The 16278-nt window shown below is 35.4% G+C and carries 16 protein-coding genes; 3 read left to right on the top strand and 13 right to left on the bottom strand.

Features of this window, described 5'->3' with window-relative positions:
* Positions 1-30: 30 nt before the first annotated feature.
* Positions 31-1356, bottom strand: a complete 1326-nt coding sequence (gene xylA / locus KHA93_RS03575) for a xylose isomerase (RefSeq protein ID WP_213109462.1) — start codon at positions 1354-1356, stop codon at positions 31-33.
* A 179-nt stretch (positions 1357-1535) separates the two neighbouring features.
* Between xylA and KHA93_RS03570 the strand changes: the two genes are divergently transcribed.
* The gene (locus KHA93_RS03570; protein WP_213109461.1) at positions 1536-2726 is read left to right on the top strand and encodes an ROK family transcriptional regulator; all 1191 of its coding nucleotides are present in this window, start codon (positions 1536-1538) and stop codon (positions 2724-2726) included.
* A 17-nt stretch (positions 2727-2743) separates the two neighbouring features.
* Here the strand turns inward: KHA93_RS03570 and KHA93_RS03565 are convergent, their stop codons facing one another.
* The 9 genes from KHA93_RS03565 to KHA93_RS03530 all read right to left on the bottom strand — a co-directional run bounded on the left by KHA93_RS03565 (position 2744) and on the right by KHA93_RS03530 (position 10398).
* A complete protein-coding gene (locus KHA93_RS03565; RefSeq protein ID WP_213109460.1) occupies positions 2744-3445 on the bottom strand; it encodes an SDR family oxidoreductase in 702 nt (233 codons plus the stop codon).
* Positions 3446-3463: 18 nt separating this feature from the next.
* Positions 3464-4078, bottom strand: coding sequence for a hypothetical protein (locus KHA93_RS03560; protein ID WP_213109459.1), 615 nt, complete (start codon positions 4076-4078; stop codon positions 3464-3466).
* 59 nt (positions 4079-4137) lie between these two features.
* Positions 4138-5082, bottom strand: coding sequence for an AEC family transporter (locus tag KHA93_RS03555; protein WP_233711034.1), 945 nt, complete (start codon positions 5080-5082; stop codon positions 4138-4140).
* Between the two features lie 97 nt (positions 5083-5179).
* Entirely contained in the window at positions 5180-5902 is a 723-nt protein-coding gene (locus tag KHA93_RS03550; protein ID WP_213109458.1) for an amino acid ABC transporter ATP-binding protein, read from the bottom strand.
* A complete protein-coding gene (locus KHA93_RS03545) occupies positions 5899-6558 on the bottom strand; it encodes an amino acid ABC transporter permease (protein WP_213109457.1) in 660 nt (219 codons plus the stop codon). The genes KHA93_RS03550 and KHA93_RS03545 overlap by 4 nt, the downstream gene beginning before the upstream one ends.
* Positions 6559-6724: 166 nt before the next feature.
* Positions 6725-7573, bottom strand: a complete 849-nt coding sequence (locus KHA93_RS03540; protein ID WP_213109456.1) for a basic amino acid ABC transporter substrate-binding protein — start codon at positions 7571-7573, stop codon at positions 6725-6727.
* 109 nt (positions 7574-7682) lie between these two features.
* Positions 7683-8846, bottom strand: a complete 1164-nt coding sequence (locus KHA93_RS03535) for a mannitol-1-phosphate 5-dehydrogenase (RefSeq protein WP_213109455.1) — start codon at positions 8844-8846, stop codon at positions 7683-7685.
* Positions 8847-8921: 75 nt separating this feature from the next.
* Positions 8922-9413 carry a CBO0543 family protein gene (locus KHA93_RS23800; RefSeq protein WP_432806301.1) on the bottom strand — a complete coding sequence of 164 codons (492 nt, stop codon included), beginning with the start codon at positions 9411-9413 and terminating at the stop codon, positions 8922-8924.
* A complete protein-coding gene (locus KHA93_RS03530) occupies positions 9316-10398 on the bottom strand; it encodes a DUF2515 family protein (RefSeq protein WP_213109454.1) in 1083 nt (360 codons plus the stop codon). The genes KHA93_RS23800 and KHA93_RS03530 overlap by 98 nt, the downstream gene beginning before the upstream one ends.
* Before the next feature lie 132 nt (positions 10399-10530).
* Between KHA93_RS03530 and shc the strand changes: the two genes are divergently transcribed.
* Positions 10531-12411, top strand: a complete 1881-nt coding sequence (gene shc / locus KHA93_RS03525; RefSeq protein ID WP_213109453.1) for a squalene--hopene cyclase — start codon at positions 10531-10533, stop codon at positions 12409-12411.
* A gap of 150 nt (positions 12412-12561) precedes the next feature.
* Here shc and KHA93_RS23470 read toward each other — a convergent pair whose 3' ends face one another.
* From KHA93_RS23470 to KHA93_RS03515, 3 genes are all read right to left on the bottom strand, one after another.
* Positions 12562-12690, bottom strand: coding sequence for a hypothetical protein (locus KHA93_RS23470; RefSeq protein WP_267916888.1), 129 nt, complete (start codon positions 12688-12690; stop codon positions 12562-12564).
* Positions 12691-13006: 316 nt separating this feature from the next.
* A complete protein-coding gene (locus KHA93_RS03520; protein ID WP_213109452.1) occupies positions 13007-13768 on the bottom strand; it encodes a (S)-benzoin forming benzil reductase in 762 nt (253 codons plus the stop codon).
* Positions 13769-13789: 21 nt separating this feature from the next.
* Complete coding sequence (locus KHA93_RS03515; RefSeq protein WP_213109451.1) at positions 13790-15094, bottom strand: uracil/xanthine transporter; 1305 nt, start codon at positions 15092-15094, stop codon at positions 13790-13792.
* Between the two features lie 214 nt (positions 15095-15308).
* On the opposite strand from KHA93_RS03515, the gene KHA93_RS03510 reads away from it, so the two are divergent.
* Positions 15309-16229 carry a prenyltransferase gene (locus KHA93_RS03510; RefSeq protein WP_233711033.1) on the top strand — a complete coding sequence of 307 codons (921 nt, stop codon included), beginning with the start codon at positions 15309-15311 and terminating at the stop codon, positions 16227-16229.
* Positions 16230-16278 lie beyond the last annotated feature (49 nt).

Here is a 16278-nt window from a genome sequence, read left to right as displayed (position 1 = left end):
GAATTTTTCAACTCCAGCACGCGTAATCACTTATTTCCCAGAAAGCGTTTCAAGCAAGTATTGATTGACAATTGCTTTTAATCTTTCTTGTCTTCCTGAACGGTTTTGAATATTACCTAATTGAAGTGCGTACTCTTCAAGCTTATGGAAATCTGCTCTTCCTTCCACAATATCCAATCCAATTCCTTCAGTGTAGCTGCTGTAACGATCTGCGACGAAATCTTCCAATACACGATCTTCTAAAAGTTTAGCGGCAACTTTTAACCCAATCGCAAAGCTATCCATTCCTGCAATATGTGCGTGGAATAAGTCTTCTGGTTCAAAGGAACCTCTGCGAACTTTAGCGTCGAAGTTAAGTCCACCTTTTCCTAATCCGCCATTTAGTAATATTTCATACATTGCTAGAGTTGTAGAATACAAGTCAGTAGGGAATTCATCTGTATCCCATCCAATTAATGTGTCACCTTGGTTGGCATCAACAGAACCGAGCATGCCATTAATACGTGCAACTCGTAATTCATGTTCAAATGTATGTCCAGCAAGAGTAGCATGATTTGCTTCAACATTAAATTTGAAGTATTTTTCCAAACCATAGTTTTGTAGGAACGCATGTCCAGTTGCGACATCAAAGTCATATTGATGCTTTGTCGGTTCTTTTGGCTTAGGCTCAATTAAGAACTGTCCATCAAAACCAATTTCCTTTGCATAATCAACAGCCATATGGAAGAAACGGGCCAAGTTATCAAGTTCTAGCTTCATATCTGTATTAAGAAGCGTTTCATATCCTTCACGCCCGCCCCAGAATACATAGTTTTCAGCTCCAAGCTCTTTTCCGATTTCTAAACCTTTCTTCACTTTTGCAGCTGCGAAAGCGAAAACATCTGCATTACTGGAAGTTGCAGCTCCATGTACATATCTTGGATGTGTAAACATGTTCGCTGTGTTCCAAAGTAATTTTACTTTGCTATCTTTCATGTAATCTTTAATCATTGCCGTAATCACATCAAGATGTTCATATGTTTCCTTTAATGTGTCTGCTTCAGGTGCAATATCAGAATCATGAAAACAGAAGAAAGGGACATTTAATTTTTCAAATAATTCGAAAGCAGCTTCTACACGCGCCTTAGCTAGATCAAGCCCTTTGAGATGGTCCCACGGACGAATGGCAGTTCCAACACCAAATGGATCCGTTCCATCTGCTGTGAATGTATGCCAATATGCAACGGAAAAGCGGAGTATTTCCTCCATTGTCTTTCCATTGATCTTTTCTTCAGGATTGTAATACTTAAAGGCAAAAGGATTTTTAGATGTAGATCCCTCATACTGAATTTGGTTGATTTCATCAAAGTATGCCATAATTATCTCCTCCATATATTTTTTAATGATGGCGTTTACATTTACTATTATGTATTTCTATCCGCCACTACTTGCTTGCCAATAGTATAACATCTTCTTTTCTTCTTTGTCTATTCATTAAACAAAGTATTTGTGATAAAATATATTTTAGTTTGAACGTCTTAAAGGAGAACGACTGTATGAATCCTACTTGGAATCAACAATTGATAAAAAAAGAGAATAAAACGATTGTGCTTCAATTAATTATTCAATACGCGCCCATTTCACGTGCAGACATTGCGCTTAAGTCTGGATTGAATAAAGGTACTGTTTCCACATTGGTTGCAGAATTGATTGACGAACAACTAATCCTCGAAACAGGTCCAGGAGTTTCTAGCGGCGGTAGACGCCCCGTCATGCTAGTATTTAACGAACACGCTGGATGCACAATTGGCATCGACTTAGGAGTCAATTATATATTAGGAATTTTAACCGACCTGCAAGGAAATATCATTGAAAAAAAGAGACATACGTTCATCCCAACTTCTTTCGAGCAAACATTGAAGCAAATTCATAATGATATCCAGGAATTAATGTCTAAAGCTCCTAATACACCATATGGCATTGTCGGGATTGGAATAGGAGCTCCAGGAATTGTTGATAATAACAGTTCAGTAGTACTAGCCCCCAATTTAGGCTGGAAAAACTCTTCTATCAAAGAAGTAATTGAAGAGGCATTCCAAATTCCTGTCGTAATCGAAAACGAAGCAAATGCTGGTGCCTACGGAGAAAAAATGTTTGGTCTTGGGAAGAATATAGATAATCTTGTCTATATTAGTACAGGAATTGGAATTGGAACGGGAATCATCATTAATGAAAAGTTATATAGAGGATCTTCAGGTTTCTCAGGTGAGTTTGGTCATATAACAATTAATATGTACGGAGAAACATGTCGTTGTGGGAATACCGGTTGCTGGGAGCTTTATGCTTCTGAACAATACGTTATTCAAAAAGCACTGGAGCTTCAATTGGTCACAGATGATAATGCAAATATTGAACAAATCATTGAACTTGCAGAAAACGAGAATGAGCAAGCAATCGCAATATTAAAAGAAACAGCCGTTCACCTTGGAATGGGGATTGTGAATATAGTACATGCTCTAAATCCACAAAAAATAATTGTCGGTAATCGTTTATCAGGTGCCAAACCTTGGATGGAAAAAACGGTACAAGATTATGTTAAAAACCGTGCGATGACGTCGCATCAATCTGAAGTAAAAGTACTGTTTTCCGATCCGGCATTTCCTGCAACAGCATTAGGAGTAGCTGCTTTCTCAGTAGAACATTTTCTGAAAAGGTCATTAGAAAAATCTATCCCAACTTATGAATAAGCGGGATAGATTTTTTCTTATAATTTCATAGATTCGCCATTATGTTTTATAAAAAATAAGTCTTCTTTTATTATTTTTTTCTTTTCTAAAATATCCAATAAATTATTAGCTGTTTCTTCAGGAGAACCTGGAGCCTTTTCCCCGCCCATATCTGTTTTAATCCAGCCTGGATGTACAGCATAAACATTAATATTTTTGTCAGATACATAATGCTTAATCTGTTTTGTGAACATGTTGAGAGCTGTTTTAGAAATGGCATACGGATAATCTCCGCCATATGCAGTAGTAATGCTTCCTGCATCAGATGAAATGTTGATGATTGTTTGATCAGTTCCATTATAAAGTGATGGTAAAAAATGTTTGATGACGCACATCGGGCCATACAAATTTACATTCATCGTCAGTTCCAGTAAAGAAAAATCCAACTCCTCAATTTTTACGTCCCTTTCGTACAAAACGCCAGCATTGTTAATAATGGCATCAATGGATCCCCATTTTTCCTTTACTTTTGCTGCTGCCGCCGCTACCGATTTTTCATCGGTTACGTCAAGTGCCAGTGGAAAAATATGATTTGGATATTCCTCCACAAGATCCTTTAAGCTTCCAGACGGTTGCTCTCCGTTCCGTGCACATGCTAAAATCGTATGCCCTCTTTCAACGGCTGCCTTACAAAGAGCTAGTCCAAGCCCCCTATTTGCCCCAGTAACTAAAACTCGCATTCTATACCTCATTCCTCTCTATATATTTTTATTTAAATATTGAAGAAAACGAGAAATATATTTAGTGTTCTTTGCGTTAGCTGGTACACAAATGATTTTATCCCCATCTTTCACCATGCCACTTAATAAGCCTATTGTAGATATATCAATTCCAGTGATATCATCCTTATCTTCTTTAGAAAAATGCAGATGTTCGTTTGGAATCGGCCAATCCGTTATTCCGCTTGTTTTTTGAAAAGACATTAATTGATTTTGATCATTCATATTATCATAAAAATCTTTGTCGACAATAAAGAAATCAATATATCCGGCAGAAAGCTCTGCAGCCATTTTTTGCATGTCTGCTCCCATCTTCATATCTAATTGATCAGTAGAAGAATTGATTGTTTGAATCACAATATTTGATTTATCTCTTTCTTCCTTTGTCAAAAATTCTTCATACAACTTATTCTCTAATTGATCCATATACTCAGGGTCATACAATCCCGACATGACTACCCCGTTTAACACAACTTCTTTTTTGTTCACGATGCTATGCACCATGGAGAAAATTAAAACAACTAGTGCAACAGCTCCAATAATATAAAATTTATAATACTCCCAAATATATTTCACTTTTTCAGATGTAGTCATTTCCGAAAGTATTTCTTTAAGAGGTTTTTTCACATCGATCACTTCTTTCTTGGTGTAATTTAGAAAATATGCATGGCAACAAATATTACTAATGTTAACGTAAAGGAGCTGAATAATGTAGTTGCAATCACTGCTTGAGAAGCAAATTCAGGTTCATTATTATATTCCTGAGCAATGATTGCACTGTTTACGGAAGTAGGCATTGCAGTAGAAATAAGCAATGCTTGAGCTATGATCCCATCCATTCCAAGCATAAGTAATCCGACTAAAGCGATTACCGGACCAACTAGTAAACGATAGAAAATAGTTAAATACAGTGGAATATATGTAAAGGTAATATTAATGTGAGCAATTTGTGCTCCTACCGTCAACAAAGCCATGGCAATTAAAGCATTTGAAATATATGAAATTGGCGTAAGGATGAAATTTGGCATAGGAATATGTAGCACATTAAATAAAATTCCTATAAACATAGCGTAAAACAAAGGCATTTTAAAATATCCTAACACAGCCTTTAATTTTCCACCATGTACTGATTTAAGCGCAACGACTCCATATGAAAAAGTCAGCGTATTTTGAAAAGCCATGACGGCTATTTGGATTGACATTGCAAAAGGATCCTGTCTAAAAACCAAATCGTTGACAGGTATTCCATAGTTTCCGGAATTATAAAACATCACACTATTTGAAAAAGAAAGCTTCATCCTATCATTTAATTTACACAGCTTTGCGGTCGCCATACTTATTACATACAATATCACAACGAATCCAAAACTGAACAATATTACAGTTAAAAATAATGATAGAGAGAAAGAGCTTTCATATAGTTTAATAAAAATAAGTGCCGGACTTAAAAAGTAAATGTTTATTTTTGCAAGTGTATATAAGTCCAGCTGGAAAATCCTTTGCATGATGATTCCAATAGCAATTAATATAAAAATTGGCAATATGATATCAATAAATATAAAAAGTAAATGCGTCATCCCGATTATCTCTTCTTCCATTTTACAAACGTATGTTATTCTAGTTCGACATTTTTTGCTAGATTCCTGCTAAAATATTATGACAAAAAGACGCCTATGAAAAAGGCGCCTTCAGATCTTAGAGCACTTTACTTAAAAACGATTTAGTTCGTTCATGTTGTGGATTTGAGAAAAGCTCATTTGGAATGTTTTCTTCCACAATATATCCATTATCCATGAAAATGACACGATCTCCTACTTCACGGGCAAAGCCCATTTCATGAGTAACGACGATCATAGTCATTCCTTCTCTTGCTAGCTGCTTCATTACTTCCAGTACTTCCCCTACCATCTCAGGATCCAGGGCAGAAGTTGGTTCATCAAACAACATAATTTTCGGCTCCATAGCCAAGGCTCTAGCAATTGCCACACGTTGTTTTTGTCCACCTGAAAGTGAATCAGGATAGGCATCCGCTTTTTCGGACAAGCCAACCTTTGCTAAAAGTTCTTTTGCTTTTTTTTCGGCTTCTTCTTTCGAGACCCCTTTTACATTAGTCGGAGCAAGTGTAATGTTTTGAAGAATCGTTTTATGAGGAAATAAGTTAAAATGCTGAAAAACCATTCCAACATTTTTTCGAATTTCATTTATATCTGTCTTCTTATCAGTTAAATCCTTTCCAGTTACAACTACTTGTCCACCAGAAACAGATTCAAGCAAATTCAAGCAACGAATAAAGGTAGATTTCCCAGATCCTGAAGGACCAATAACGACGAGTACTTCTTGTGGTTTAACTTCAAGCGAAATATCTTTCAAAACCTCATTATTTCCAAAAGATTTTTTTAAATGTTTAACGGAGATCATTCAGTCTTCAGTCTCCTTTCAATATAATCCATTAGATAAGTAAGTGATAACGTCAACACTAAGTAAATAATCGAAACAAAAATGTAAGGCTCCCACACTCTCATGTATTGTGAACCGGCAACTCGGCCCCAGTACATTAATTCAGGTGCAGCAATAATCGCCGCTAGTGAGGTTTCTTTTAATAATGTAATAAATTCATTACCAAGTGGTGGAATCATCCGTTTAATTGCCTGTGGTAGGATAACATGCCTCATTGCTTGAGTATGAGTCATCCCAAGGGAACGAGCTGCTTCCGTCTGTCCTCTATCAATTGACTGAATCCCAGCACGAAAAATTTCAGAAATGTACGCTGCTGAATTTAATGCTAAGGCGATAATGGCCGAAACGATTGGATTGGCAGGAGACATAAATAGTGGAACAATCGCAAAGTGCATTAAGAGAATTTGAACGAGGAATGGTGTCCCTCTGAAAAAGTTAATATACCATACAAAAGGGAGACGAATGAATGATTTATTAGACATTTTCCCTAAACCGATACCTAAACCTAAAATAAGACCTAATGAAATTCCGGCAATTGTAAATCCGAGTGTCAATAACGTGCCTTTAATAAATAATGGCAAATAGTCAATAATAATATCAAATCGAAAATTACCCATCCGATAGCTCCTCCTCTCACCTAAAAGTTCTTTTTGAAACATTTTTCAGATAAATATGTCATCTCATGAAAAGCGGCTGTCTACTTGGCAAATAGCCTAAGGACAGCCACTAATTTAATAATAAAATCTAATTTCTGTTAAATCAATTGGTAATATGATTCCCTGCTTATTTTAAAGACTCAATATATGATTTTGCATTTTTTAAAGACTCAAGATCTGGATCTTCATTAAACCATTTCTTATAGATCTCAGTATACTTTCCATTATCAAATAATGTGATTAAAGCTTTATCAAAATCTTCTTTATATGGGCTTCCTTTTTGGAAAGCAATACCATAGTATTCCGGCTTAAAGCGTTCTTTATCTTCCACTGATTGGATGTTGCTATCAGGGTTTTGTTTAATATACTCCTCAGCAACTGGCTTATCCGTTACCGCTGCGTCAACACTACCACTTAGCAAAGCTTGAAACATTAAGCCAGATGATTCGTATTTGGAAATGTTTTTAGCATTTTTACCTACAACGGATTCTGCTGCTTCTGCACCAGTTGTTCCGTTCTGAACACCGACTTTAAGATTTTTTAAATCTTCCGCATTCTTAATATCAACATTATCTTTAAATAATATTAAGAAACCTTCAGATTCATAATATGGAATGGAAAAATCATACGAATCTAAACGATCTTTTTTAATCGTGATTCCTGACATACCGATGTCTAAATCCTTGCTATCAAGTCCAGCAAGCATAGAATCCCAGCCAGTATTTTTAATATCGATACCATATCCTGCTTCTTCACCGAGAGCTTTTAATAACTCAACATCAAATCCAGTGAGTTCTCCTTTATCAACTAACTCGAATGGAGGAAAAGTTGCTTCGGTACCTACATGTAAAACTTTCTTTTGATTATCATTACTTCCATTTTTATTTGAATCGTTTTGCGATGTGCCACACGCAGCTAATAGTAATGCAGAACTAGCAGCAAGCGCAAATAACGATTTTTTGAATGAGATTTTCATTCTGCCAACCCCTTGTAATGTATTCAATATAAGTATAATAGCTTGTAATTAATTATTTTACAACCTCTTTTTATATTTTTATTTATGTTTTTTGTATAATTATTCATAGTTATTTTATCCTATTGATTCGTAGATTATGATATTGATTTGAAATCGCTTTGGATAAAATAGATTCTTGTTTTAATTGAGTGTATCTTTCGATTGCCTTTTCAATTCCTGCTTGTTTAATCAATTGTTGAATTTGTCTAGCATCAAAGTCATCTTTATAATCAAAATGAAATGCTGCTGCTATACCTTTTGTTAAATACGTAGGGGTTTTTCCAAACCGTACCGTATATTGACTTGCTGGATTGATAAGACGATCATGAGCTCCCAGTTTTCTAATAGGAGATCGTCCCACTCTAATTACATCATCGTGTATGAAAGGGTTAGCAAAGCGATCGATTATTTTTTGAACATAGTCATCGTGCAAATTTTTATCAAAACCATATTTTGCAATCAATAATTCACCGGTTTCTGATAATGTTTGTTCTACTAAAATTTTGATATATTCATTGTTAAGCGCTTCGAAAATTGATTGTACACCAGCTATATAACCAAAATATCCCGCAACTGCATGTCCTGTATTTACAGTAAACAATTTTCGTTCAATAAAAGGTTTCAATTCATCAACAAAAATAATACCTTTTACAAATGGCATATCCCCTACAATATTTGTTTCATCCACAATCCATTCATAAAATGGTTCTACCGTTACAGTTAATGGATCTTCGTTTACTTGATTCGGTACGATTCGGTCAACGGCAGCATCGAGAAATCCAACAAACTTTGAAAAATCTTTTTGTTCATTTTCTTCCAAATTTTCGTATACCTTTTCTTTTAAAAATGTACTCCCACCAATCATATTTTCACAGGCGATGACGTTCAGTGGTTTTCCTGTTGTATTAATACGTTTTTTTACCCCCTCTGCAAGAAGACCTGCAATATGGGGTAAAATAGTAGGACCGACTGCCGTTGTCACTAGATCTGCATTGACAATCGCTTCGATAACCTCATCCCTATGATAAGAACTGTTTATTGCATGTACATTTTGTATGATCAATTCATCTTGGGTTCGATTTGCGAGCTTAACGATATATTGCTTTCTATCATTAAGCTGATCAACAATCTCACTATTCACATCTATGAAGCATGTTTCAAAACCCGATTGAAATAATAAACTACCAATAAATCCCCTTCCGATGTTCCCTCCACCGAAATGAACTGCCCTCATATTCATTCACTCCAAAAAATGACATTTTCTATTATTATAAAAATAAGTCATTTCTTTAAGTATAGCAATGTAGTTTCATTTTATATGAAGACTTTTTTCACTTAACCACTGGAACAAATTCCATGCAATGATGAGGTAAATAAAATATCCTATAAATGAGTAACTATGATTCCATCTTTCACTATGAATAAATAAACTACACCTTTCCGATATCATTTCACCTAAAGGCGCTAAAAAACTAATAATCAAAATGACTAACCATCTTTCAAGAGTGTTTATTTTTTTCATTATTATTAAGTGAAACAATGTCAGTAATGGGAGAGCACATAAAGTAAAGATAATATTTATGGAAAAGAGATGAGGAAATAGGCGTAGCGGAAATTCATATAACCCATTTTTCACAAAATATAAATCTAATAAACTCCCAAGTACGGCAGCAAAAAACATTGTAACTATATATGGAAAATATCTATTTAAAAATAATATTTTTCGCCATCGCAGCAAGTTCGAGTTTCTCCAATGCTTCACAATAGTCACCTTCAATTTGGCCGTTGATATCTTGATCATCTTCAAGTAAATAATTAATTACATCCCAATGATTATACCAATCACCCAATTCAGCTTCAGGGTGCTTTACATTCTCCCACGCTATTCTTAGAATTGGACTATACAGTTTCGGTTCCCCTTTTTTCACCTGACATTCTTTAAGCCGCCGCGAATATTTACCAGGAACGCCCTCATTAACGTCATTAAAAACATTTTTCCAATAATCCTTGCGTGATCCTGTATGAGGGTTGGAAGTGGCCCAATGATAAAACTTCTCATACTGATCACTATGATGAAAAAGGATTCGATACAATCTTTTTCCAAGCATAATCCGTTCATGCAATGAATCAAATTGTTGGAGAGTCTGCCCTAAAAGAGTTATTTTATTTCCATTATAAAAAGGAAATAAAATATGATTAACCGATAAAAAATCTTGTAAAACAAACTGGAAAGAATTCAGCACTTTATCTTTATATTTTGGACTATGAATAATTCGGTGCTCCAAATAACTTTGTTCATTAATTACCTGAGCGATTGCTAGAACATAGCGATCCCGAAAGCGCCAATAATACTCCCATATGACTTGCATAAATAGCGATACGTTTAAATATGGAAGTAGATAAAATAAATTTTTATTTCTTCGAACGCATTCCGCATACAATAAAAATTGCGGAAAAGCATCTTGAAAAATAAGCCAATTTCCACGTTCTAAAAAAGAAAAAAACACATTTTTAGTTTCGTCATTCATGAGTTTGGAAATAAGATCCCCTTTTAAATCAGTCATATTCCAGCCGCCATTCCTTGAAACCATATGTCCTAGAAATGCCCACTGGATATCAGAATAACTACAAAAAAAATCAAGATATGCTTTTGTCCTAGTCACGTTATTTATATTCCAGCGAGCAGTTTGCAAACGAATATTTTGAAGGATTTGCTTTTCTTCCGAAGTCAAAAACATTTCGTTTACTGGAATCTTTCTTTGCTTTTTTAGTAATTCCGACTTCATATATACTAATTTTTCTGGGAGTTTTCGCCTTTCCTTTAACTTTTTATTTAAAAAAATGATGGATCACCCCATAGAGAATCCTTTATTTTTTTATGGAATATGTTATGGATATAGACCTATAAGGGAGTTGTTATGGTGGAAAAGCATCATGTAAAAGAACATATAAAAAGTTTGATCCATACATTGCAAAATGACCAATTGGGTGATGGTTCTTGGGGTTACGCGTTTGATACAGGGATATCTACAGATGCTTACATGATTATTTTATTAAGAACTTTGGGAATAAATGATGAAGAGTTGATAATGGATTTGACGAAGCGGATTTTGAGTAAACAGGAAAAAAACGGTTCATGGAAGTTGTTTTATGATGAAGATGAAGGAAATGTAACCTCAACGGTAGAATCCTACTATGCACTTCTTTATTCAGGCTATTATACAAAAAAAGACGAACAGCTTCGTAAAGCCAAAGAATATATACTGGCTCATGGTGGCATTGAAAAAGCCCATATGTTTACGAAAGTTATGCTTGCATTAACCGGACAAACTCTGCAAAAGACCCACTTCCCAATACCAGTAGAGTTTATTCTATTACCTACATCCTTTCCAATTAATTTTTTTGATATCTCTTCGTTTGGAAGGGTTAATTTAGCACCGCTAATGATTTTAGGCGATAATAAGTTTAGTAAAAAAACAAAAAGGAGCCCAGATTTATCAGATTTATATATTTCCAGATCAGATGATTTTTTTAAATGGACAGAAACTCGTGAATCCAGAGGTATATTATCATCAATTGAGCAAGGGGTAAAAAGCATTATAGGCTTGCCACAGCATATACACTCGCTCGCTATGCAACAGGCAAAACAATATATGCTTAATCGTATAGAACCAGATGGGACTCTATATAATTATTTCAGCGCTACATTTTTAATGATTTTTGCCTTAATGTCATTAGGACATTCACGGAAAGATCCGCTTATCGTTAAAGCTGTCAAAGGCTTAAAGGCAATGAAAAGTAAAATTGACGGACATACGCATATGCAATATACAACCGCTAATGTGTGGAATACTTCCTTAATTAGCTTTACACTTCAAAAGGCCGGTGTTTCAGTTGATGATCGGATGATTTCACAAGCAAACGAATATTTACTTAGCAGACAACAAGATAAGTACGCGGACTGGGCAATTCATAATCCCGGGATTCCTCCAGGCGGATGGGGATTTTCAGATATCAATACGATAGAACCCGACGTCGATGATACAACAGCATCATTAAGAGCCATTTCCCCACTTGTGCAACAAGATGCACGATATCGAGAATCGTGGGATAAAGGTGTGTATTGGGTAACCTCTATGCAAAATTCAGACGGTGGTTGGCCAGCGTTTGAAAGAAATGTAGATAAAAAAATATTAAATTTGCTGCCCATTGAAGGTGGAAGGTTTTTATTGACAGATCCGAGTAGTGCTGATTTAACGGGCAGAACCCTTGAGTTTCTTGGCTTCTATACGAACTTGCCTAAAAATACAAAAATGATGGATAGAGGGAAAGAATGGATAATGGACCATCAAGTAAAAGATGGGTCATGGTATGGACGTTGGGGAATATGTTATATATATGGAACATGGGCGGCGATTACTGGGTTAATGGCATCGGGAGGAGATCCAACTGACGCCAAAATTCAAAAAGCAATAAAATGGTTGAAGCACATACAGAATAAAGACGGCGGCTGGGGCGAATCGTGTAAAAGTGATACAAACCGTACGTACACCCCTCTAGGTGCAAGTAATATCACACAGACGGCGTGGGCAATTGATACATTAATTGCAGTTCACGATCAACCTACTCCAGAAATTCAATCTGGGATTTCATATTTAATGGAAGCCATTGATAAGGACGACTGGACTACAGATTATCCTGTCGGTCAAGGAATGGGTGGAGGATTTTACATTCGTTATCATAGCTATCGATATATTTTTCCATTATTGGCTTTGGCTAATTATGATAGGAAGTATTGATTTATTAAATCAGTCCTTTACATGCGAGTGGAAGATGAAAAGCTGTTCATCTTTACTTTGCACTTATTTTTTTAGTGGTGAAGGGCACATTGGATGCTCCATCGTTACCTGGCACTCATTTTTTGTGCGGTCAAGGACACATTGAACGCTTCATCGTGACCATCCACTGGATGTATAGACACCGTCAGGATCATTGGCCCTAACTTTACTTTGAACAGCTTCTTTTCTAAATCCTGTAAAATTAAAGGAGATTAATAGACTAGTTAATTTCTTAATCATAGAAAATGCCAGTGGAATTAACGTTTTCCCACTGGCTGTTTTAAAAGTTATTTGAACAATTCTAGTCTATTTAATTGAATCGATTAATAAAACATGAGATTCCCATTTTTCATTTGCTTAGATCGTAAACCCATTAACCATGAAATCTTCACCAGTAAATTCTTCTAATCTATTGGAGTCAAGATTTTTCAAACGATAATGAGCTTTTAGATTAATACCGTATAACTTAAAGCTTCTTCTCTTGTTTGCGTCATCCTTACAAAATATGAAACGATTCTTTTATCGTCATCAGGCATGACATATTGATAACCGCCAATTAATAAATTTGAAAATCCCTTATATCTATAACAGCCTCCAGGTCGTTAATGGTTTCACTTTTTATTATTTGGATAAGCTTTTTCGCAGTCTGTTCAGGTGTGCTAAGCATCCCTTGCTTTTTATACTCCACAAACCGATCAAGCAGTTCAAATTCCTTCTTATTACTTTCACGAATTCGTTCCTGCATACTTGTATCAATGATTCCTGGAGCGATAGAAATGACTTTTACACCGTTTGGTTGATGCTTTTGTTCCTCGGAAACAACTCTCGTATAGTGGTCAAGACCCGCTTTACCCGCACAATAACTGCTCCAGCCTGAATATGGGTGACGACCAGCACCAGACGAAATATTAATGACTTTTTTGGAAATAGGATACTGATCAAGTTGTTTAATAAAAGCAGATGTCAAAACCATTGGAGCTGTTAGATTCACCGCAATGCTTTTAATGATGGCTTCAGGTTGGTTACTCTCTGTTCGTCCAATCGGGTCGATGACTCCTGCATTATTAATTAAAGTAACTGATTCCGAATGATCAGGCATAAAACTAAGCATTTCTTTCATTAGTTCCCCTAATCCAGAACTTTCAGCTAAATCATATTCAAGAAAGGCCAATCTACAGTTTTTTTCTTTTGCAATTTGAAAAAGTTCATCATTTTTAGTACGCGCTACACAAACAAGTAAGTTATTTTCATGCATTAACTCCTTGCTTAGTGCAAAACCAATGCCTTTTGAGGCACCCGTAATAAAAAATACGTGCATTTTATATCGCTCTCCTATCAGTTATTCTGCCGATATTTTCTCTAATCCTAATGTATCCCAATTTACTACAGCTTCTAGAAAAATAGATATTAATACTCCCATTATAAATCCATTGCTGATAAGAGGCTGAATCACCGCTGGAAAATTGCTAAAAAGCTCCGTTCCAACAGTCATTAAACAAACTCCAATGAGAACAGGAGCGGCAATTCGATGGATTGTTATGGAATTAAACGAATACCCACCTAAACTTTTTAAAGAAGTTCCAAACAATTGAAGATAAGCTACGAAAAGAACTGCGTTTCCGACTGTAATTGGCAATGTTGCAAGTAGTAAAGAAAAATACGGAACGATTCCGAGTAAAGAAATCAGTGCTCCGCCTATAATAAAAGGTTTTTTCTTATAAATCTGTGTACTTTCCAAAAATCCGATTGATGATGCAAATGGTGCATAAGAAACTAACCCAAACAAAGACGCTGCAAAAGTATAAAGACCTGTCAATATATACGAATTTCGATATTGACTCATTTCTGCTTTTTCATTCATTAATTTAGAAGCAGCTTGGATAGATGTAATGGTATTGATTAAATTGATAAGGCAACCTAAAAATGTAATAGCAATAATTCCTAACTCTAAATTAGGCTTCCCAAGAGGAAACAAGTTGAAAAGACCTACAGCCCCCGTGCTTAATTGTTGTTCAGTCGGAAAAAGTAAACTGTACAAAATCCAACCACCTATCATACCAATTAGAATGGAAAAATTCCCGACCATCTTACTACCTTTTACTTTTATAAGCGCCACTAAGATTGCAATACAAAATGAAAATAAAGTTATTGGTAAATCCAACGTCCCATCCTCATTTACCTTTAGCATCCCTTTAAAAAATACAAAAACAAGTTGAAAGGTAAGGAGGAATAAATAAACACTCAGCACCATTGGACTGAAGACTTTTTTAATGAATGGAATGAGTTTGAGAACAACAATTAGAAGGGTAGCGGCACCAGCAAGTAACATCCCCGTTGCAATGCCTCCCCCTACTTCCGTTAAACTCAATCCAAGAACTGGGGCAGATAAACTTAAATTCAAAAGCATTCCCCATATAACTCCCGACGGCCCTTCCATTAAAGGGTAGCGATGTCCCCAAAGCCCCTGTAACATACAAGCTATTCCTGTTACAATCAAAGACGTTCTTAAAATAGAAGCAATATCTGCCGACGAAAGATCGAAGGCAAATCCTATAGATACAGGAACGACAACGATATTGGCAAAAATAAAAAATAACCATTGTAAGGAAGCAAACATTGTTGTTAATGAAGATAATTTACTCATTGATTTCCCTCTTCCCATAGTAAAAAACATCGTATTAACCATTTTAACAAAAAAATAATTAGTTTCGCGTATTAGAATATATTATTTCACAAAAAATCCTCTACAAAAACAAATTAACTTACTCATTTACAAGAAAATTATGCTAAAATAAAAGTAGATATTGTGAAGTTTTTCACAATATCTACTAAAAAAATATATAAGAATGAGGGTGACCATGATGGAAAGAATTTGGCAAGGCTTTTGGCAATTGTCTGATCCGAAAATTTGGATTGCATCTACCATTCCAATGTTTATCGCGGCGGCTTTGTCTTATGGTTACACAAAAACATTAGATGTTGGGTGGTTTGTACTTGCCCTCCTAGGAATCTACTTAATTGAAATTGGTAAAAATGCTGTTAATGAATTTGTTGACTACCAAACTGGAGTGGATCGTTTTATTACGGAAGATAAGAGAAACCCTTTTAGTGGTGGTAAAAAAACAATAGTAGATGGAAAATTAACAATGAAAGAAACGATGGTTATTGCTGTTCTTACGTTGTTAGGAGCTTTCATCATCGGATTCTTCATTGCGGTACTAAGAGAACCATCAATTTTTTGGATTGGCATGATTGGGTTAGCTCTAGCCGTCTTTTATAGCCTTCCACCCTTTAAATTAAATTATCGGGGCATGGGTGAACTTGCAGTCGGCTTAGCATTCGGACCGTTAATCATGTGTGGAACTTTTTTATTACTTACTGGCACTTGGAGCTGGGAAGTTGTAATTGCAGGTCTTCCAGTCGCATTTTTAATTACGGCGGTTCTATGGATTAACCAATATCCAGACTATGAAGCCGATATACAAGGTGGCAAGCGCAACTGGCTTGTTAGAATTGGCAAGGAAAATGGGCTTATCATTTATGGATTATTATACGGTGGAGCTTATTTAAGTTTATTGTTTCTTGCCATTTTATTAAAAAATCCATTTTGGCTTTTAGGCTTCATTAGTTTACCACTTGCTATTAAATCAATTAAAATCACAAGACAACATATGAATAACATTCCTAAACTACTGGAAGCAAATCAAAAAACAATACAAATATACATTATTACAGGTATTGTTATGACCATCGCATCTATTATGACTTTTAACATTTAAATTTGATATGGGAAGAAGCCCTAAGTGTTTTTAGGGCTTTTGTTTTGCA

This window comes from Lederbergia citrisecunda, assembly GCF_018343695.1.
In the GTDB taxonomy this organism is placed as follows: domain Bacteria; phylum Bacillota; class Bacilli; order Bacillales; family Bacillaceae_C; genus Lederbergia; species Lederbergia citrisecunda.
Note: the sequence above shows the minus strand (reverse complement) of the source record. Positions and strands in the feature narration are given on the sequence as shown.